General features: G+C 52.5%; 15 protein-coding genes, 1 tRNA gene and 1 pseudogene. 9 read left to right on the top strand and 8 right to left on the bottom strand.

Annotated elements, in window-relative coordinates:
• Positions 1-31: 31 nt before the first annotated feature.
• From BLU70_RS09015 to BLU70_RS09000, 4 genes are all read right to left on the bottom strand, one after another.
• Positions 32-592: a hypothetical protein gene (locus BLU70_RS09015; RefSeq protein ID WP_074693267.1), complete on the bottom strand. Its 561-nt coding sequence runs from the start codon at positions 590-592 to the stop codon at positions 32-34.
• A 13-nt stretch (positions 593-605) separates the two neighbouring features.
• Complete coding sequence (locus BLU70_RS09010) at positions 606-1,253, bottom strand: cobalamin B12-binding domain-containing protein (RefSeq protein ID WP_074693266.1); 648 nt, start codon at positions 1,251-1,253, stop codon at positions 606-608.
• Between the two features lie 498 nt (positions 1,254-1,751).
• On the bottom strand, positions 1,752-2,612 hold the full coding sequence (locus BLU70_RS09005) for a YihY/virulence factor BrkB family protein (RefSeq protein WP_074693265.1): 861 nt from the start codon (positions 2,610-2,612) through the stop codon (positions 1,752-1,754).
• Positions 2,613-2,774: 162 nt separating this feature from the next.
• Positions 2,775-2,850 (bottom strand) — tRNA-Pro (locus tag BLU70_RS09000).
• 213 nt (positions 2,851-3,063) lie between these two features.
• Here BLU70_RS09000 and pcrA point away from each other — a divergent pair.
• Positions 3,064-5,340 (top strand): DNA helicase PcrA, encoded by a 2,277-nt coding sequence (gene pcrA / locus BLU70_RS08995; protein WP_074693264.1) that lies wholly within the window; start codon positions 3,064-3,066, stop codon positions 5,338-5,340.
• Positions 5,341-5,418: 78 nt separating this feature from the next.
• The gene (gene ligA, locus BLU70_RS08990; protein WP_074693284.1) at positions 5,419-7,449 is read left to right on the top strand and encodes an NAD-dependent DNA ligase LigA; all 2,031 of its coding nucleotides are present in this window, start codon (positions 5,419-5,421) and stop codon (positions 7,447-7,449) included.
• Positions 7,450-7,496: 47 nt separating this feature from the next.
• On the opposite strand, the gene BLU70_RS14605 is transcribed toward ligA, so the two are convergent.
• On the bottom strand, positions 7,497-7,643 hold the full coding sequence (locus BLU70_RS14605; RefSeq protein ID WP_006445404.1) for a hypothetical protein: 147 nt from the start codon (positions 7,641-7,643) through the stop codon (positions 7,497-7,499).
• Positions 7,644-7,797: 154 nt separating this feature from the next.
• On the opposite strand from BLU70_RS14605, the gene BLU70_RS08985 reads away from it, so the two are divergent.
• The 5 genes from BLU70_RS08985 (at position 7,798) to rlmD (ending at position 13,509) form a co-directional block, all read left to right on the top strand.
• Positions 7,798-8,778, top strand: a complete 981-nt coding sequence (locus tag BLU70_RS08985) for an MraY family glycosyltransferase (RefSeq protein ID WP_006445405.1) — start codon at positions 7,798-7,800, stop codon at positions 8,776-8,778.
• A gap of 146 nt (positions 8,779-8,924) precedes the next feature.
• Positions 8,925-9,227: an Asp-tRNA(Asn)/Glu-tRNA(Gln) amidotransferase subunit GatC gene (gene gatC, locus BLU70_RS08980; RefSeq protein WP_040288172.1), complete on the top strand. Its 303-nt coding sequence runs from the start codon at positions 8,925-8,927 to the stop codon at positions 9,225-9,227.
• Positions 9,224-10,681, top strand: a complete 1,458-nt coding sequence (gatA, locus tag BLU70_RS08975; RefSeq protein WP_006445407.1) for an Asp-tRNA(Asn)/Glu-tRNA(Gln) amidotransferase subunit GatA — start codon at positions 9,224-9,226, stop codon at positions 10,679-10,681. The genes gatC and gatA overlap by 4 nt, the downstream gene beginning before the upstream one ends.
• Positions 10,678-12,111: an Asp-tRNA(Asn)/Glu-tRNA(Gln) amidotransferase subunit GatB gene (gene gatB, locus BLU70_RS08970; RefSeq protein WP_074693263.1), complete on the top strand. Its 1,434-nt coding sequence runs from the start codon at positions 10,678-10,680 to the stop codon at positions 12,109-12,111. Before gatA ends, gatB begins: the two co-directional genes overlap by 4 nt.
• A gap of 30 nt (positions 12,112-12,141) precedes the next feature.
• The gene (rlmD, locus tag BLU70_RS08965; RefSeq protein ID WP_074693262.1) at positions 12,142-13,509 is read left to right on the top strand and encodes a 23S rRNA (uracil(1939)-C(5))-methyltransferase RlmD; all 1,368 of its coding nucleotides are present in this window, start codon (positions 12,142-12,144) and stop codon (positions 13,507-13,509) included.
• An 841-nt stretch (positions 13,510-14,350) separates the two neighbouring features.
• Here the strand turns inward: rlmD and BLU70_RS08960 are convergent.
• Together BLU70_RS08960 and BLU70_RS08955 are read right to left on the bottom strand one after the other, a co-directional pair.
• Positions 14,351-14,881: a hypothetical protein gene (locus BLU70_RS08960; protein ID WP_074693261.1), complete on the bottom strand. Its 531-nt coding sequence runs from the start codon at positions 14,879-14,881 to the stop codon at positions 14,351-14,353.
• A 32-nt stretch (positions 14,882-14,913) separates the two neighbouring features.
• Positions 14,914-15,375 carry a hypothetical protein gene (locus BLU70_RS08955; protein WP_074693260.1) on the bottom strand — a complete coding sequence of 154 codons (462 nt, stop codon included), beginning with the start codon at positions 15,373-15,375 and terminating at the stop codon, positions 14,914-14,916.
• 300 nt (positions 15,376-15,675) lie between these two features.
• On the opposite strand from BLU70_RS08955, the pseudogene BLU70_RS08950 reads away from it, so the two are divergent.
• Positions 15,676-15,906: pseudogene (locus BLU70_RS08950) on the top strand (transposase); the annotation flags it as partial.
• A gap of 331 nt (positions 15,907-16,237) precedes the next feature.
• The gene (locus tag BLU70_RS08945; RefSeq protein WP_074693259.1) at positions 16,238-17,089 is read left to right on the top strand and encodes an aldo/keto reductase; all 852 of its coding nucleotides are present in this window, start codon (positions 16,238-16,240) and stop codon (positions 17,087-17,089) included.
• A 694-nt stretch (positions 17,090-17,783) separates the two neighbouring features.
• Here the strand turns inward: BLU70_RS08945 and BLU70_RS08940 are convergent.
• On the bottom strand, positions 17,784-18,989 hold the full coding sequence (locus tag BLU70_RS08940) for an iron-containing alcohol dehydrogenase (protein WP_074693258.1): 1,206 nt from the start codon (positions 18,987-18,989) through the stop codon (positions 17,784-17,786).
• Positions 18,990-19,042: the final 53 nt, after the last annotated feature.

The raw sequence follows: 19,042 nt of genomic DNA, 5'->3' as shown, positions 1-19,042 counted from the left end.
GGGCGCTCACGGTCGGCGAGCGTCATGCCCATCACAATGGCACTTCTGCGTGTTCTTGAATCAATGTGCGCAGGCTATCCAGTTCTTTCAGAATCAGTTCAGCATAGATGCCTTTGCCGACTTCAATCAAGTCGCCATGGAAGATTCCCAACAATTCTTCAATAGTATGAATAGATTGGTCGATGTGGTTCCAAATCCCGTCCTGTAATTCCCGGGGCCTTTGTACAGATTCTCTGCTGATAAGATGCTGTTCCAGTCGCGCCACCGAGTGTAAGACTTCTTCCAAATCGGATTGCCGCGGTACGCAGGCAAGAAAGCCAATCGTATCTCCAACCTCGGTCGTGCGCCAACGGTGATACACATCGAACAGGCCAATGCCTTGCGGCATGCAGAAGTTTAACTCGACTTTAATTCCCGCCATCGATGGGCACAAAAAGCGGGACAACTTTGTGCGACTGCCGTGATCGATCACGTCAAGGATATTTGCTACTTTTTTGCCAAAGGTCGCTTTTGCCGTGTCGGACATTTGGATCACGTCATAGTTTTCAAAGACGAGGAATCCAGGAACAGGTAGATGTTCCAAGGCGTGCATTGTGTTCAGACTCCTATTGTGCGTGGGCTTTGGACTGTGCGCGTAGCGCCAGCCACTCTTGCAATCGTAAGATGTCGCTTATGATCAATGCGCTGTCACCAACATACGGGCGCAAATCATACATTTGTGTCAATCTGCCGCCGATTAAGAGCGTCGGATGATGGGCGAGGGAGCCCAGTTCTTGCACATATGTCTTCAGCTTCGGTAGATGATAGACGATCGACACAGACATGCCAATGATGTCTGGGTGCCAACGCAAGGCTGCCAGCAAGGCGTATTCGAGAGGAAGGTCTTTGCCGTACAGGCGCGTTTCCAATCCGCATTCTTCAAAACACGATGCTACCATTTTGATGCCGAGATCATGTTGTTCACCTTCAATACAAAATAACATAGCTTTACCTTGAGTCGGGGGGACCGCTCTGCTCGGTTTGCACCGCTTGAGTAGTGCATCGCAGACAGATGACGCCAGGTGCTCATCAGCCACAGAAATCAAATTTGCCTCCCAAAGTTCGCCGATGTGCCGCATCGCCTTGCACAGCAAAACGTCGTAGATATAGGCAAGGTTTGCACCGCCCTGCACGTACGTTTGAATGACTCCCCATGCGGCTGCCTCGTCGCCTTCTAGCAGAGGCTTTACCAGTTTGAGTGCGTCAAATACCATGGCGGTCTCCTTACTTATCCGAGTGCTCTATACGTCGGCATGCAAATTCATAAAGTAGGCATAGGTGTGAAAGGGATATAGCATCAATAGTTTAAGCATAGTCACCCAGTCCAACTGAAGCAACAGGAAGCTTCCGCTCACGGCGCGCGACGCGGTCGGTGACCTCGTCAAAGGTTTCATGGGGGGAGCCGACGATTTTTTGGTGAAACCATTTTGTTTTCAGGAACTGCTCGCTCGCATTTACACTCGCGTATGTAATCCGTTTCCACAACTTCTGATGCGCCGCTAGATTGGTCCCTTTGTCATCGACGACGCTCGTAAGGGAATCTGGTATCGCGACGAATTGTTGCGGCTATCGACGACAGAGTATGAACTTCTATACTATCTGGTACGCAACAACGGTATTGTGTTTTTTAGAAAAATATTCCTAGACGACGTAACCAGGAAATACCGGTCCGGGACAAAACAATTCGCTTTTAAGGTGAAAACAGGCATCTGTCAGGCTGGCGAGCGATGAAGTTTCCTCGTTTTCTGGTTACCCGGCTCCCTCATGAGTTCGTGTACTGTCACTGCAACCTCCGCCCCTATCAGTAGGATGATACAGACAATGTAAATCCAGAATGTAAGCAACATGACGAAAGTAAAGGCGCCGTACAGAATGGAATAGGATCCTAAATGGTGGGTATAAATCACATAGCCGAAGCGGCTCAGGTAGATAAAAACCGTTGCAATCAGCGCGCCCACGACTAAGGGTACATTGCGCAAACTACGGGAAGGTAGGATTCGGTAACAACAGTAACATGTGATAAACAGGACAATGGGAAATACTATCTGCCCGAGATGATGCAATACATGTGTTGCTGATGCGTTCGTTAGGTGCGTGATGGTAACCAGGAAGATTGGGGATATCCACGTTATGAGTGATGACGCGACGGTGAGTACGAGCAAAATCCCCATCATGACAAAACCAACGACGTACTGAATCCAAAATGAACGGCGTGTTTTCACTTCGTAAATTGTATCAAGCACCTGTTGAAGGGTTACAAATCCACCAATGGCACCCCATAATAATCCGATGATTCCAATGACTCGAATGTCTGCGCGATACATGGTGAGATGGTGAATGGTTGTCGCTGCGAATGTTGCCCCCGTGGGTATGGGCGGTATGTATGACTGCAAAACACCTTCGATGAACCGGGCAACTGTGGTATTTGGGACAAACAGCGAAGCAATGAATATCAGCAAGGCGCACACCGGCATGAGTGAAGAGAACCCGAAGAAAGCGATGATGGCAGCCAATGAGCCGATATTATGTTTGATCACGGCATGAATAAGCCTTATAAAAAATGTTTTTATCATATGTACAGTATTACCCAATCGCGTTTGGAAATTGTATGTAAGGCTCATGATGAAAATCCGTAGAACTTGTTTATGAACAGCAAAGTCCACTTACCTGTTAGGTAAGTGGACTTTAATCCGTGATACAGAGCTAGCAGGAAGACTTTCCGCAGCACTTGCATATGGTCGGAATGACAGGACTCGAACCTGCGACCTCACGGTCCCGAACCGTGCGCTCTACCACCTGAGCTACATTCCGTCGCATCCACGCTTATTTACGTCCTTCAAAAACGGACAAGTAGTAATATAGCAGATGGCCATTTCAGAGTCAACACATTTAATTCATACGGATTTGTCCAACGGCGTGTTCGAAAACCGACGGAATGAGGCGAACAAATGATCGCCTTGGGTGGACGAAACTGTTATACTCGTGTGTAGTATAGCGCAGCGGCGCGCGAAAGGTGATGCGTACGTGGCACGGACGGAGCTGGATACAAACTCGATTGTGCACGGTTTAAACGATGAACAAAAACGGGCGGTGCAAACCACAGACGGCCCGCTGTTGATTCTGGCGGGTGCTGGCAGTGGTAAAACAAGCGTATTGACGCGGCGAATTGCCTATTTAATTGCCGAACGACGGGTGCCGCCTTGGGCTATTCTCGCCATTACGTTCACAAACAAGGCTGCCCGCGAGATGCGCGAGCGGATCGAGCAGCTGGTGGGGGCAGTAGCGAGTGACATTTGGACGTCGACATTCCATGCGTTGTGTGCTCGTATTTTGCGCAGAGACATACAACATCTCGGCTACTCGACTGCCTTTACAGTGCTTGATGCGGCGGATCAGCTTTCCGTCGTCCGCCGCGTGATGCACGACATGAATATCGATGTGAAAAAGTATGATCCACGGGCGGTGCTTCACCAAATCAGCCAACATAAAAATGAATTGCGATCCGCCACGCGGGTTGTGGACCAAGCCGGATCGCCCTATGAAAAGCTGGTCGGTCAGGTTTATCAAGAGTATGAACGCAGACTCAGAGAGAATCAGTCGCTCGATTTCGATGATCTCTTGCTGAAAACCGTAGAACTTTTTCGATCCGTCCCGGATGTGCTGAACTACTACCAAAACCGCTTTACACACATCCACGTCGACGAATACCAGGATACGAACCATGCACAGTATGTGCTGGTCAAGATGCTTGCAGAGAAACGCAAGAATCTGTGTGTAGTCGGCGATTCGGATCAGTCCATTTACGGATGGCGAGGTGCGGATATCCGAAATATTCTCGATTTCGAGCGGGACTACCCGAATGCGACGGTCATTCGCCTTGAACAAAATTATCGTTCTACGGGACGGATACTGCGCATTGCCAACCAGGTGATTCAAAACAACCAGTTGCGGCGCTCGAAGAACTTGTGGACAAGCGCGGGTGAAGGCGAAAAAGCGCGCCTGTATCACGCCGCGGACGAACGGGCTGAGGCTCAATACGTCGCAGATCAGATCGAACGACTCGCGCAGAACGGACGTACTTATGCGGACTTTAGCGTCTTGTATCGGACAAATGCCCAATCGCGCGTGATCGAAGAAATGTTTCTGCAGAGGGGTATTCCATATCGGATTTATGGCGGCGTGCGGTTCTACGAACGCAAGGAAATCAAGGATGTCCTTGCGTATCTTCGGTTGGTCGCCAATCCAGACGACGACGTTTCGTTTTTGCGCGTGGTCAACGTGCCAAAGCGGGGAATCGGCGATACATCTTTAGAACGGCTCGAAACCTATGCACGTGAACACAGCACATCGCTCTTTCGGGCGGCAGAGCAAGCTGGCCAAGCGGGTATCGCGCGCAAGGCGGCGACGGCGTTGGCTCAATTTGTCGATCTCGTCCTCCTTTTGCAACAGCAGCGTGCATTTCTGCCGCTGACCGACTTGGCAGAGCAGTTGCTTGAACGATCGGGTTATCGCGATGCCTTGGCTGCGGAAAAAACGCTGGAAGCACAAAGCCGACTGGAGAACCTGGACGAGTTCCTGTCGCTGACGCGCGAGTTCGATGAGAATGGTGTCAGGGACGGAGAAGTCGGTGCACTTGAGCAGTTTCTAACGGAAGTTGCGCTCGTTTCGGATACGGATTTGGCAGGTGGCAAGCCGGACCTGAGTGAATCCGCAAACGAAGTGATCATGATGACCCTGCATGCCGCGAAGGGCTTAGAGTTTCCGGTGGTTTTTCTCGTCGGCATGGAGGAAGGTGTATTTCCGCACAAAAGAGCGCTTGATTCCCCGGAGGAGATGGAGGAAGAGCGACGTTTGTGCTATGTTGGCGTCACGCGGGCGAAGGAGCAATTGTTCCTTACGACCTGCAGCAATCGCATGATTTTTGGCGAGCGCCGCTTTTTCACGGCGTCCCGTTTTTTACGTGAAATGCCTTCGACGGATATCGATCACGACGGGCTGTCCACGTTCCGAGCCGCGGAGCCTGCGTCTGGAAAGGACGATGCATCGCGCAGGTTCAATCGAGACGGCGAACCAACGCGTCTTGGCTCCCGTGTCGTGGTTCCGCAGTCCTTTGGTGCCGATCTCACGGTGCCATACAATCCCGGCGATGTGGTGGAACATCGCAAATGGGGGCGGGGCGTCATTATATCCAAACAGGGCGAAGGCGAGCAGCTCGAGTTAGTGGTGCGGTTTGCAGATCCGATTGGCGAACGTAAACTGTTTGCGAAGTTTGCACCCATTCAGAAAGTCAGTGAATCGTAATTGAGCAGACAGGGTGTACGGTGTTTGGCGCGGCACCCACATATTATCGATTGCAGTTGGAGGATATCGATGATGAGCATGACGCTCGAAGTAGCGAAATCGCGTGTGAAAGAGCTGCGCGAGCAAATCGAGTATCACAATCGGAGGTACTACCTCGAGGATAAGCCGGAGATCACAGACGCAGAATGGGACTCGTTGATGCGGGAATTGCTGCAATTAGAGGCTATGTACCCAGAATTGGCTGATCCGACGTCGCCGACACAACGCGTTGGTGCTCCGGTGGCCGAGGGATTTACCAAGGTTGAACACGAAATTCCCATGCTATCCCTCGCAAACGCGTATTCCGCCGGAGATCTGCTCGAGTTTGACAAGCGTGTACGCCAGGTGGTGGGGGATGCGGTTCGCTATGTTTGCGAATTGAAGATCGATGGGCTGGCCGTCTCGTTGCGCTATGAAAACGGCGTTTTGGTGCAAGGGGCCACGCGCGGCGATGGCGAGGTTGGTGAGGACATCACCGCGAACATCCGCACCATTCGCAACGTACCTCTGCAACTCAGTGAACCCGTGAGTATTGAGGTGCGGGGCGAGGCGTATATGCCAAAGCGGGAATTTGCGCGTCTCAACGAGTTGCGTGAGGCGCAGGGCGAACCGTTGTTTGCGAATCCGCGCAACGCAGCGGCCGGATCATTGCGACAGTTGGATCCTGCTATTGCGGCCTCACGCAGGCTCGGTGTAATTGTATACCAATTGGCACAGCCGGGCGAACACGCGGTAGAGACACACAGCGAAGCCTTGACATACGTCGCGCGACTTGGACTGCCAGCCCACGGCGAGCGCAAACTGTGTCGGGACATTGAAGAAGTCGTGGCGTATATCGAGGAGTGGGCGGAGCGTCGCCACCAACTTCCGTATGCGACTGACGGCATGGTCATTAAGGTTGACGATCTCGCTCTGCAGGATGAGCTTGGCTTTACAGCAAAGAGTCCACGTTGGGCGATTGCTTATAAATATGCGGCGGAACAGGCAGAGACAACGCTGAGGAGCATTGAGCTCACCGTTGGTCGTACGGGTGCGGTCACGCCTACAGCCGTGTTTGATCCCGTGCAGTTGGCTGGTACTACCGTCTCGCGCGCCTCGCTACACAACGAGGATTTGATTCGGGAAAAGGATATTCGCGTCGGGGATGTCATTGTCGTGCAAAAGGCGGGGGACATCATCCCGGAGGTCATCCGCGCGCTGCCAGAGCGGCGCACAGAAGAATTGCCGATGTTTCGGATGCCAACCACCTGCCCGCAGTGCGGATCGCCCTTACAAAAACTAAATGGAGAAGTGGCATGGCGGTGCATGAACCCAGAGTGCCCTGCCATGCTTCGTGAGGGGCTGATCCATTTTGCGTCACGGGATGCTATGAACATTGAAGGGCTTGGCGAGCAGTGGATCGCCATCTTATTGGAACGCGGTCTGGTGCGCACGTACGCAGACTTGTATCGCTTGAAAAAAGGGGACCTTCTACAGCTTGAACGGATGGGCGATAAGTTGGCCGACAAGTTGTTGCGCGCGATTTCGGATAGCAAGCGCAACTCTTTGGAGCGCCTGTTGTTTGGCCTTGGTATCCGGCATGTTGGGGAAAAGGCGGCAAAGACATTGGCCGAGAAATTTGGAACCATGGACGCTTTGATGGTTGCCGATATGGATTCGTTGATGCAGGTATCCGATGTAGGACCAAAGATGGCGGAGAGCATTCGTCTGTATTTCGCCAATCCAAGCGTGCAACAGCTCATTGGGGAACTCAAAGAGCTCGGGTTGAATATGGAGTACCTTGGCGCACGTTCCGCGGCCGACGGGCCGTTTGCAGGAAAGACGGTCGTGCTGACGGGTGTTTTAGCAGAGGCGGATCGCAAACAGGCGGCGGCTTGGGTTGAACAATTGGGGGGTAAGGTCTCGTCAAGCGTCAGTGTCAAGACGGATATCCTGATTGCCGGGGAGAAAGCAGGCAGCAAACTCGCCAAGGCGCGGGAGATTCTCGCAACACATCCGAATGCGACACTGCAAATTCTTGATGAAGCTGAGTTTTTGCGGATTGTCGATGAGGCTGGAGTGCGGGGCTAAGCATGCAAAGGGGCTGGGAATACCCAGCCCCAGCTACCAGGTTGCGTTTACTGCCGCGACTTCAAAAATTCGGGTACCGTCAGCTTTTCTTCCGTTTGAGCATGAAAAAATGCGATTCGATTGGAGTAGCGACCGGCGATGAACGCGATCGGAAGAGCGATGAGAAGACCGATGATGACGTCATGGGTAGGCAAAGTCGTGCAGCCCCCTTGCGTAGAATGGTGTTAGCCTGTTCGCTTCATGTCTATGTCCCACATCAAGTGCCCATGACTGACCATCGCGAAATTCAAGCGGACAGCTATCGAACTTTGGTACAATCGGGTCGGTAAGGAGATTTGCCTCGTCAGGATGGGAGGTCGCATCGCCGACATGGTTCCTGGATGGTATCTGTTCGTTTGTTGCGCAGTTGCTGCGCTTATCTCCAACTTTTCAATCCCGTTTATCCGTACGTTTGCCTTGCGTACCGGGTTTGTGGATCGTCCAAACCAGCGCAAGATTCACCGTGAACCGATTCCGCTCCTTGGCGGACTCGCCATATACATATCATTTGTCGTCGCCGCGGGTGTCCTTGGGCATAGGCACTCGACCTACTGGGGCATTACGGCTGGCGGCTTCATCATCTTTGGCATTGGCGTTCTAGATGATTATTACAAGACGCGCGGTCGCGATTTTAAGGCTTGGCCGAAATTCCTTATGCAGATTGCCGCAGCCATCGTCCTGGTGCTCTTTCACGTGCGCATCAGTGGGGTCAACCTCCCATTTGGACATATGTATTACGCTTTCCCGGGCTGGTTGTCGGCCGTTGCCACCGTGTTCTGGGTTGTCGCCGTTACCAACATGATGAATTTTCTCGACGGCGTTGACGGCTTGGCCGCTGGCATTGCAGCCATTTCGGCTTTGACGCTTGTCTTTATCGCCCTGATGAAGGGCCAGGATATGATGGCCATGCTCGCCATTTCGCTGGTCGGTTCCGCTCTCGGCTTCCTCAAGTACAACTTTCATCCGGCCCGCATATTCATGGGGGATGCCGGAGCGACATTTCTCGGTTACGCCTTGTCAGCCATTGCGGTCGATGGCGCTTTTAAAAGTGCGACCATTGTCTCCTTGGCTGTGCCGATGCTCGCCTTAGGCGTGCCGATCCTCGATACGTTATGGGTCGTCTCGCGTCGATTTAAAGAACGCCGTCCCATTTACATCGCCGACAAAGGACATACGTTTCACTTATTGATGAAATCTGGATTGAATCAGGTGCAGACCGTCGCCATCCTGTACCTCGTCGGCGTCTGCTTTTCACTCGCCTCCATTCTGGTTGAAATTGTTTCGCACTAGGCCGCGCGCAGGCGAAGCTTTGCGCGGCTATGCTATAATCCCGAAAGGAACTGCGCGTGGACAAGCCAGTTAAACGGGGTCGCCGCAGGAATCTGTTTGCGACCCGTGAAGCTTGGGCTTGACGGCGAATTGAAGGAGGATACCCGTTGAAAATCACTGCAGAAACGGTCAGCCATGTCGCCCGGCTGGCGCGGCTCGCGATGCCTCCCGAGGATCTGAGGCAATTGGCGCCGCAGTTGAGCGATATTCTCGAATACGCAGAACAGTTACAACAAGTTCAGCTCGACGGCGTGGAACCGACGAGCCATCCTTTTCACGAGGTTAACGTCCTGCGCGACGATGTCGTGCGCCCGAGTCTCCCGCGCGATCTCGCTCTCGCCAACGCACCGGAGGCAGAGGCTGGGCAGGTTCGCGTACCGGCAGTGTTGGAAGGAGGCGGCGGTGCATGAGCGGGAAGACTGTCAAGGAGATTCTTACATCTATTCGCCAGGGCGAGACGAAGTCGCGCGATTGGGTGCAACAGTCTCTTTCGGCGATTGAGCAAATCGATGGCGAGCTAAAGTCGTTTTTGCTTGTCGATCCCGAAGCCGCGTTGCAGACGGCGGACCGAATCGATAACGGACAGGCGTCCGAGCGTGCGCTTTTGCGTGGCGTTCCGTATGCATTGAAGGACAACATTGTGACGAAAGGCGTTCGCACCACGGCAGCCTCACGCATACTTGAAAATTACATACCACCCTATAGCGCGACGAGCGCGCAAAAACTCGAAGCCGCAGGCGGCGTGATGGTTGGCAAGACCAATATGGACGAGTTTGCGATGGGTTCTTCGACAGAGACGTCCGCGTTTCAGAAGACAGCCAACCCGTATGGGAAGGAATACGTTCCCGGCGGCTCCAGCGGTGGGTCTGCAGCTGCCGTCGCGGCAGGGCTTGTCCCATTCGCACTCGGCTCGGACACAGGCGGTTCGATTCGTCAACCGGCCGCATTTTGCGGATGTTTCGGCCTCAAGCCGACATATGGGCGCGTTTCGCGCTACGGCTTGATCGCCTTTGCGTCATCACTCGATCAAATTGGTCCCTTCACGCGCACTGCAGAGGACGCGGCGATTGTCTTAAACGCCATCTGTGGACATGACCCGATGGATTCCACCTCGGCGCGCGGGCAGGGCGAGATCGACTTCACGGAAGGCATCGATGCAGGGGTTAAGGGGATGCGCATCGGTATTGTCCGCAATCTGCCCGAGGAGGGGCTGGATCCGGCCATCAAGGCTGCGGTCGAGGAAGCCATTCGCACTCTGGAACAGGCCGGTGCGCAAGTGGTCGAAGTCGAACTCCCGCATATGGAGTACGCCGTGGCCACGTACTATCTCATCGCGCCCGCCGAGGCGTCGTCCAACCTTGCGCGGTTTGACGGCGTGCGCTATGGGCGGCGTGCCGAAGCGAGCGGCGTCATCGACATGTTTGAGCGCTCTCGCAGTGAAGGTTTCGGTATGGAGGTAAAACGGCGCATTATCATCGGCACATACGCGCTGTCCTCCGGCTACTATGACGCGTACTACAAGCGGGCGCAGCAGATGCGCACCCTGATTCGCCAAGATTACGATCGCGCATTTGCCCATTGCGACGTCATTCTCATGCCGACGACGCCGACCACTGCGTTCAAGTTCGGGGAGAAGGCGGACAACCCGTTGCAAATGTACTTAAACGACATCTATACGATCCCGGCAAACCTCGCAGGGCTGCCAGGAGCCAGCGTGCCCTGTGGTTTTGCAGGCGGACTCCCGATTGGCTTGCAAATCCTTGCCAAGCCGTTTGACGAAAAGTCGATTTTGCGCGTCGCGCACGCCTATGAGCAATTGCGATCCTTTGCGTGGCAACGGCCGGTGTTGGGGGTGGCGGAATGAACTACGAAACGGTCATTGGCCTTGAAGTGCACGTTGAATTAAAGACGGCTTCGAAGATTTTCTGTGGTTGTAAAAATAACAGCAAGTCGGAGCCGAACACAAACGTCTGTCCGGTTTGCATGGGCCATCCTGGCGCCCTTCCGGTGCTGAACAAAAACGCGCTTGAGCTCGGCCTGCGGGCGGCGCTTGCGCTCAATTGCCAGATCAATCAGCATTCGAAATTTGACCGCAAAAACTATTTTTATCCGGATTCTCCCAAGGGGTATCAAATCTCGCAGTTTGATAAGCCGATCGGCGAGCACGGATACATCGAGATCGAAGTGGGGGGCGAGCGCAAACGCATTGGTATCACGCGTTTGCACCTCGAGGAAGATGCCGGCAAGTCGACGCATGCCGCAGATGGATCTCACACATTGGTCGACTTCAACCGCACTGGCGTGCCACTTATCGAGATCGTGTCAGAACCGGACATTCGATCCCCGGAAGAAGCGCGGTTATACCTAGAGGCTTTGAAGAGCATCATGGAATATTGTGATGTTTCTGATTGCAGGATGGAAGAGGGATCGCTGCGCTGTGACGCCAACATTTCCTTGCGTCCGGTCGGTTCGACGACGTTTGGTAACAAGGCCGAGCTTAAGAACATGAACTCATTCCGAAATGTTCAGCGCGGCCTGGAGTACGAGGTGGAACGCCAGCGCGAATTGTACGAAGCTGGTGAACCCGTTGTTCAGGAAACGCGCCGCTTTGATGAGGCTACGCAGACGACCATTTCCATGCGGTCAAAGGAGGAAGCGCACGACTATCGTTATTTCCCTGAGCCTGATTTGGTCGATCTCGATATTGATGACGCCTGGCTGGCGCAGATTCGGGCTTCCATCCCTGAGCTACCGGCAGCGAAGCGCCGTCGCTACGAGGAGGAACTTGGCCTGCCGGCATACGACGCTGGCGTTCTCACGGCAGATCCGAAGACAGCCGCGTACTACGAACAGGTGCTTGCGGCCGGTGCAGATGCCAAGGCGGCAAGCAACTGGGTCATGAGCGACATCTTGGGCGCCCTGAACAGCGAAGGAAAGACGTTTGCCGAATGCCCCATCACGCCTGAGAATCTCGCGGGTCTTATCGGCGAGATCGCGAGCGGGAAGATCTCGTCGAAACAGGGGCGTGAAGTATTCAAGGCGATGTGGGAAACGGGTAAGAGTGCCGCTGCCATCATCAAGGAACAGGGGATGGAGCAGATCAGCGATGTCGCCGTGCTGGGGCCGATTCTCGATGAGGTGATTGCCCATAATGAGAAGTCGGTCGCTGACTATAAGGGTGGTAAGGATCGTGCATTGGCGGCGTTGGTGGGCCAAGTGATGAAAGCGACGAAAGGCAAAGCCAACCCTGCGCTCGTCAACCAGTTGCTGATTGAAAAGATCAATGCCTTGTGATAGGCAAGTGGATATCAAGGGAGGGCGCGGATGGCGGACGTTGATCAACAAAAGGCCATTTCGGTTGGTGAAGAATTTGACGTGACGGCTATACGCCTTAACGACAACGGCGATGGTGTCGCCATCTGCAACGGGATGACGGTGTTCATCCCGTTTCTCCTTGTCGGCGAGGATGCAAGAATTCGCATTACATCCGTAGAGAAGCGATTCGCTCGCGGGCAAGTAGTGGAGCGCCGCACGGCATCGCTGGATCGGCAGGATGCACCGTGCCCAGTGTTCGGTGAATGCGGAGGATGCCAAGTCCAACACATGCTCTACGAGGCACAGACGATTTGGAAAGAAGGACGTATCCGCCGTATCGCGGAGCGGCTCGGCTTGGATGCCGATGCTGTCGTCCGCCCCATCATCGGATCGCATACGCCGTTTCGATACCGCAACCAAGTGCAAATGCCGGTGCGCTATAACGCAGATGAGAAGCGGGTTGAGATGGGGTTTTTTGCGGCTGAAACGCACGCAATGGCCGTGACCGACTCGTGTCACCTCATTTCGGAGACGATGCAAAGCACTCTTGTGCGGGCATGCCGCTTCCTGACAAGCATAGGACCAGCGGCTGCAGACGTGCACCACATAGTCCTGCGCGAGTCTGCGACGCACGCCGAACAGATGATTGTATTCTGCACCGCAAATGGCGATGATGAATTTGCGCGCACGCTCGCTCGCTTTCATGCGCCGTCCGTGAAAACGGTGGCCATCACAGTCCAACCGCGTCCGACGGGGCCCATTTGGGGTCGAACCGTCAACGTGCAGAAAGGCGACGGCTATCTCATGGAACGAATGGGTGGCCGGCGTTTCCGTGTGTCGCCCCGGTCATTCCTACAGGTACAGACGGGGATGGCGGATCGCATGTATCAAGTGGTGTTGCAACAGGCGCAGGTGTCATCGGAAGATGTCGTGATCGACGCGTATTGCGGAATTGGCACGCTAACCTTGTTGCTTGCGTCGCACGCTCGGCGGGTCGTTGGCGTCGAGGAAATCGCACAGGCAATTGAGGATGCCCGGGAAAATGCCGAACTGAATCGAATCGAAAATGCGGAGTTTCACGGAGCACGGGTCGAGGAGTGGCTGCCAAAGTGGATAGAATCTGGCGGTCAACCGGACGTGATCGTATTCGATCCGCCGCGCAAGGGTATTGATCGTGCGGCGTTGGATGCTGCGATTGCAGCGCATATTCCGCGCATCGTGTACGTTTCTTGCAATCCGGCGACGTTACAGCGCGATCTCGCCATTTTGTTGGACGCTGGTTATCGTGTGAAAGAGATGCAGCCGTTTGATATGTTTCCGCAAACGGAGCATGTGGAGTGTGTAGTGGCTACACATTATGTGGGTGTAACCACATAAAAAACCTCTGCTTCAAACAATAAACCCCTGCTTCAGACATAATAAACACCTGATACAAGCGGGAAAAGAGCGTGAGGCAAAACGGAGAAATCCTTGCCTGACAAGCCCTTTTCCCGTCTCTTTTGTCAGGACTTTATTTTCCCAAGAATAAAGTTGTGACAGGAAAAGACAGGGTTAAGGTGAGAAAAAAGGGAACTGCGTGCAAGACTTTATTATCACTGTTCACAATTGAGGACGGTAGAATGCGGGATGGAGGCGGGAAAAAAGCAGAGGATTTTTTGATGGGAACATAGTTAGAAACGCAAAAGAGGTAATTTGCAAATTTCAAAATCAAAATTGGGAAAAGGTTACAGAAGGGGCGGAGGGAAAGAACGGGCGGGAATGGAGCGTGAAGAAGCCCAGTAGCCGCGTGGTTTTCAGGACATAGGGGATGCCTGAACCGACCACCAGGCAGTCTCTAATCGCCATTTGTTAGTTGGTTTTGGTGAATAACATCGCCAAATACAGAACAGGTAATGTTCATTTTCGAAAGTGAAAATGGAATAAAATTGAAGGTGAAGAGGCTAATTATCCCGACGACAAGAATACGAACTTAGAAAGCGTTCGTTATTGAGGTCTTATCGAGCGTTCCGCCTCTACACTTCCATTATATGGTGTAAACGGTTTTGAAAATGCAAAATTTAAATTTGCGATTTCGATTTTGAAAATGGAACAATATTACGTATGGCTGTGAAGGACAATGAAGAGCTTCCTGGACTACTCATGCTTATGCTGACCAGTGAGTATTTGCTCCTTGGAGATTGGAGAATGAGGAGTATCGTGGTTTGAGCATCGCCTTTACCTACTTATCAGGCACAGATTTTGACTCTTGCTGGTTCAGTATCGTCAGCAAGGATTGAGGGATGTTTCGCACCACAGGCGGCTGTCCGTTGGATTGGATGATCTCCATAACATGTTGAGGATTGTATATCTGTACGGTTAGCAAGATTGGACTCGGTGGTCGTGGTGTTGGAAACACCTGTTGCCTCAGAACAATGTAGGACATGCCCGCGTTACCAAGCACCCTATGGTTGGGGTGTACCGAGGATGGAGTCGCACGTCGCAGGTCGGCAATCGCTTGGAGTATTTCACTGCGATTTGTCGTTACAGAGCGATACCAAACTGGGAGATAAGGGTTTGAACCTGGCTTCACAAAGTCAAATTCGATATACAATGGATTTCTGTAGTATTTGTACGGCAGATTGATTACGCTGTCTTGCCGAAACGTCAACGGGCTGAAGAAGTAGGTCTTACGATAATACACCGTGGCGGCGCTCAGAATTGCCAGCAGGAAGATGATGACAACGATTGAAGAAGCCACTCGCTTGGGCATGTCGCCACCTCCACCGACATTCTATTCCATAGTCAAGCTCGGATATCCTTCCGCTTAGGCCTTTCGAGCATTGACGGGAATCGCTCTTGCGGCTGAATGTCTTGTTGCTTTTTCTGTGAAGCGTCTACAACTGGATAAGCCTTCTTGCCGCAAGAGCACCATACAGATGGATACTTACCTTCGGAAATGTGAACCTCACCGCACTCGCATTTATAGCGAGGTGCTCGAATGAGTTCGACAATCGTCCTCGTATCAGGAACATAGAGATGAGTCAGGGTTCCGGGGAACCAGTCGTTAGCATGGACTCGGATTTGTCCCTGGTCACGCGGGAATGTAACAGAAACGGTGGTTCCATCAAAGTCCTTGCATTGTTTAGTTCCCCCGAATCGACGAATGACCTTTTTCCGTGATGTTGCCTCAACAATATGGACAAATATTGTGTCCGACTCGGATTGCCCCGAAATATCCCACCAACGCAGATGTTGTTTGTTCATGTTCCTCGCTCCTTTGTTTCCTGGTATACACTTAGACGTAGCAGTGGGCAGATTTGTCTCAAGAGCATAGAAGAAATATTGGATGGGTCTCTCTATATGTCCGACAAATAGGAATTATCCACAAATAGATGTGTATCGGTGGATAAGTTCCCTCCGATGGGACATAGCTCGGACTAGTTGAGTCCGTACAATTGGTGTAAATTCAGTGGAAGCACTGGGTGACATCATGTAGACGTGCCACCCCGTCCCTCTTTGGTAGAATCAGTGTGACGAACACAAATCTACTGGGAGGAATGCGAGATGGCACAGTACAACATTACCGTGGATGACGAGTTTTTGAAGGGGCTATTTACTGGGGATAAGGGGGTAGCGTTGTTGCTGGAGAAGGTGTTGAACCAGGTTCTGAATGCGCAGGCGTCTGAACAACTGCACGCTGAGCCATATGAGCGCTCGGAAGACCGCCAGGGCTATCGGAATGGTACCCGCCCCCATCCCCTGACGACCCGCGTAGGAACCCTTACCCTGCGTGTAGATGGCCACTAATGTCGATTCTATCGTGGCCATCTACAGCCCTTGCAGGGCAAGGAATGACAGAGCATAAAAAGGAATTCACCCCAACTTGGAGAAGTTTTCAAGTGACTAACCAGAAAACATCCGAGGGAGGAAGTCCACTTGTATCTTCTCCAAAAGTCTTTGTTTTCTTTTGAGTTGTGGTTGGAAATCGAACCTAGCGAGCGGTTGGCCCCTTTTGTCGCCCTTACGGGCTTTAAGCAACCAAACTGCCGAATCGGACATGAGTTTGCATAACGAAGTCAACAAGGTTTTGTGAACGCACTGACAACGGAACCATGGGAGGATTCATATGCAAAAGGTAACGCTAAACAATGGTGTGGAAATTCCGATTCTTGGTTTTGGCGTTTATCAGATTACGGATGCAACGGAATGTGAACAAAGTGTCTATGATGCGATTATGACAGGCTATCGTTTAATTGATACTGCCGCTTCGTATCTAAATGAAGAAGCGGTTGGCAGAGCAATCAAGCGAAGTGGTGTGCCCAGAGAGGAGCTATTCATCACGACAAAACTCTGGGTTCAGGACACTGGTTATGAGCGCACCAAGAAGGCTTTCGAAAAGTCACTGCAACGATTGCAATTGGATTATTTAGACTTGTATCTCATTCATCAGCCTTTTGGCGACATTTATGGCTCTTGGCGTGCAATGGAGGAATTATACCGAGAGGGAAAGATAAGAGCCATTGGGATCAGCAACTTCCAGATGGATCGTCTCATTGACTTGATCATACACAATGAAGTCGTTCCTGCAGTAAATCAGGTGGAAACACACCCGTTCTGTCAACAAATTGAAAGTGCCGAATTCATGAAGAAACACGGCGTACAAATTGAGTCATGGGGTCCTTTTGCCGAGGGGAGAAATGGCCTGTTTCACAATGCAGTTTTGGTATCCATCGCCGAGAAATACAATAAGTCCGTTGCACAGGTCGTATTACGCTGGCTGATACAACGAGGGGTGGTCGTGATTCCGAAGTCTGTTCATAAGGAACGCATCATCGAAAACTTCACTGTCTTTGACTTTGAATTAAGCCAAGAAGATATGGAGAAGATTGCTACCCTGGATACGAAGCAAAGTGCATTCTTTTCGCATAACGATCCAGAAATCGTAAAATGGATTGGTACTCGTAAGTTGGATATCTGAGATTGAAGACAAACCACGAAGTGGTGGGTTGGGGGGGCTTCCTTTAAACTTGTGCCCGTCTCTGCCTTACATGTAACCGCGCTGCGCCTCTTTAACCCGTTGGTTCGGAAGTCCGCCATACGGGCACGCCCAAGCTCGCGATGTTGTTCCAACTCCGCCTTCGTCACGATGCTCCCTCCATGGTAGCCGTGAAATGCTATTAATAGAGACAATGAGGAGTTTGAAGTCGAGAGCGTTTTCTATAGTCCTAAATCTGGACTGGTCTACCGAAGGTATTATCCAGACCGTCGAACGGATGACAACCTCAAAATTATATGGCCGATTGATGAGGTTGGAGAAATCCGGGGGTAACGGAGTATGTGTGGTACAACGAAGACTCCGGAGAAATTGTGTAAAGCGAGGAGGCTTACGTTTACACTCAGTACGGAGGTGGACGAACATTGCATTCTGGGAGAGTTTTAACAGTCAAGCCGTTACGGTTTCAGGTCTAGTTTCTCGGGGCCATTATAGTTGAAAGTGGCTACAAGTATCTTGTTCGCAATTCAGTATGTACTGTCCATTTGTAAGGTGCGGTTCGTTGGGGTTAGCGTCGGCGAGATTCCAATGGATCCACGAAAGGCCCTGCGATGACACGGGCCTTTCGTGTGGAAACAAACGTGTATGAGGCGGCATAGCTTATTTCATCGTGATCGCCTTATGCCACTGGTGTCGCGACACCTGCAACTTCTTGCGATACGCGCTCAATCACGGCGTCCGGAAGGCGAAACAGCAAACCTGAGGGATCGGATTGTACCAGTCCTACCATCTGCGCGAGATCGGCCTGTTGGATGCGAAACTCTGCAAAGGTGTCTGGGAGGCAGACTTTCGTTCGCAAATTGCGAAGAAATGTGATGACTGCGTCAAGGCAGGCTCGCGGATTGTCCGGGAGATCCCGAATGCCAAGTTCCTCTCCAAAACTCCGGGCGCGCGAGGTATAAAAATCAGGAAGTGCCGCCATTACATTAGGTAGTAGCACCGCATTCGCCAGTCCGTGCGGGATATTGAACTTTGCGCCAAACGCATGTGCCATATTGTGAACGGGTATTGCGTTGAGGGCGACGCTGAACGCTGAGATCGCCATGCAACTGGCGATCAGCATATTGGCTCGCGCTTCTACGTTATTGCCGTCATGCACCGCTGTCGGCAGGTGTTTCACGATCATTCTCGTCGCCTGAATGGCGTACGCGTCCGTCATCGGGTTTGCAACGGGTGAGAAATAGGCTTCCAGAGCATGTGTTAGCGCGTCGAAGCCTGTGAACGCCGTGATCCGTGGTGGAAGTCCTAGGGTCAGATCGGGATCTAATAAGGCAAAATCAGCAGCCACAAACGGATGAATCAGGTTGGTCTTCACGTTCAGCAACTCGTTGAAGACGACGGCGATGGGGGAGACTTCCGCGCCAGTGCCGGCTGTCGTGGGTAGCGCCACGTGTGGGATGGGAATATATTGTGCCTCCGGGAACGTCTCGATCGTGTTCGATACCAGACCCATGCGAATATCTGTGAGCCCTTTGTGCATCATCCATTTCATAGCTTTCACCGTGTCGAGCACGCTGCCGCCGCCAAGCGCAATCAGCGAATCGGCACCCACAGCCTTGAATCGTTCGACCGCTTTGCCGATCACGGCGCCTTTTGCGTCCTGTTCCACATCGTCAAACACGCCTACGAGGCGCACCGGTTGCGGCAAGCCGTCAAACAGGCTCGTCACACGCGCCGTCACGCCCGCCGTCGTCAATCCTTTGTCAGTTACCAGCAGGGCACGTTTGCCTCCCAGACCGCGGAGTAGTTCGGGTAGCAAAGTCCGACAGCCTGAGCCGCTGTGAACTGCCGTTCGCACGCCAAAAAGAAAGTGCGTTGTCGTCATTCCATTCCCGCCTTTCATTACGAATTCAGTCACCAGTAGGCACAGGTCTGCAC

The sequence above is a fragment of the Alicyclobacillus hesperidum genome (genome assembly GCF_900107035.1).
GTDB classification, from domain to species: Bacteria; Bacillota; Bacilli; order Alicyclobacillales; family Alicyclobacillaceae; genus Alicyclobacillus; species Alicyclobacillus hesperidum.
Note: the sequence above shows the minus strand (reverse complement) of the source record. Positions and strands in the feature narration are given on the sequence as shown.

Coding starts and splice junctions, on each gene's coding strand:
- BLU70_RS09015 (WP_074693267.1), bottom strand. CDS start 592: ATGCACGCCTTGGAACATCTACCTGTTCCTGGATTCCTCGTCTTTGAA.
- BLU70_RS09010 (WP_074693266.1), bottom strand. CDS start 1,253: ATGGTATTTGACGCACTCAAACTGGTAAAGCCTCTGCTAGAAGGCGAC.
- BLU70_RS09005 (WP_074693265.1), bottom strand. CDS start 2,612: ATGATAAAAACATTTTTTATAAGGCTTATTCATGCCGTGATCAAACAT.
- ligA (WP_074693284.1), top strand. CDS start 5,419: ATGACGCTCGAAGTAGCGAAATCGCGTGTGAAAGAGCTGCGCGAGCAA.
- BLU70_RS08985 (WP_006445405.1), top strand. CDS start 7,798: ATGGGAGGTCGCATCGCCGACATGGTTCCTGGATGGTATCTGTTCGTT.
- gatA (WP_006445407.1), top strand. CDS start 9,224: ATGAGCGGGAAGACTGTCAAGGAGATTCTTACATCTATTCGCCAGGGC.
- gatB (WP_074693263.1), top strand. CDS start 10,678: ATGAACTACGAAACGGTCATTGGCCTTGAAGTGCACGTTGAATTAAAG.
- rlmD (WP_074693262.1), top strand. CDS start 12,142: ATGGCGGACGTTGATCAACAAAAGGCCATTTCGGTTGGTGAAGAATTT.
- BLU70_RS08960 (WP_074693261.1), bottom strand. CDS start 14,881: ATGCCCAAGCGAGTGGCTTCTTCAATCGTTGTCATCATCTTCCTGCTG.
- BLU70_RS08955 (WP_074693260.1), bottom strand. CDS start 15,375: ATGAACAAACAACATCTGCGTTGGTGGGATATTTCGGGGCAATCCGAG.
- BLU70_RS08945 (WP_074693259.1), top strand. CDS start 16,238: ATGCAAAAGGTAACGCTAAACAATGGTGTGGAAATTCCGATTCTTGGT.
- BLU70_RS08940 (WP_074693258.1), bottom strand. CDS start 18,989: ATGACGACAACGCACTTTCTTTTTGGCGTGCGAACGGCAGTTCACAGC.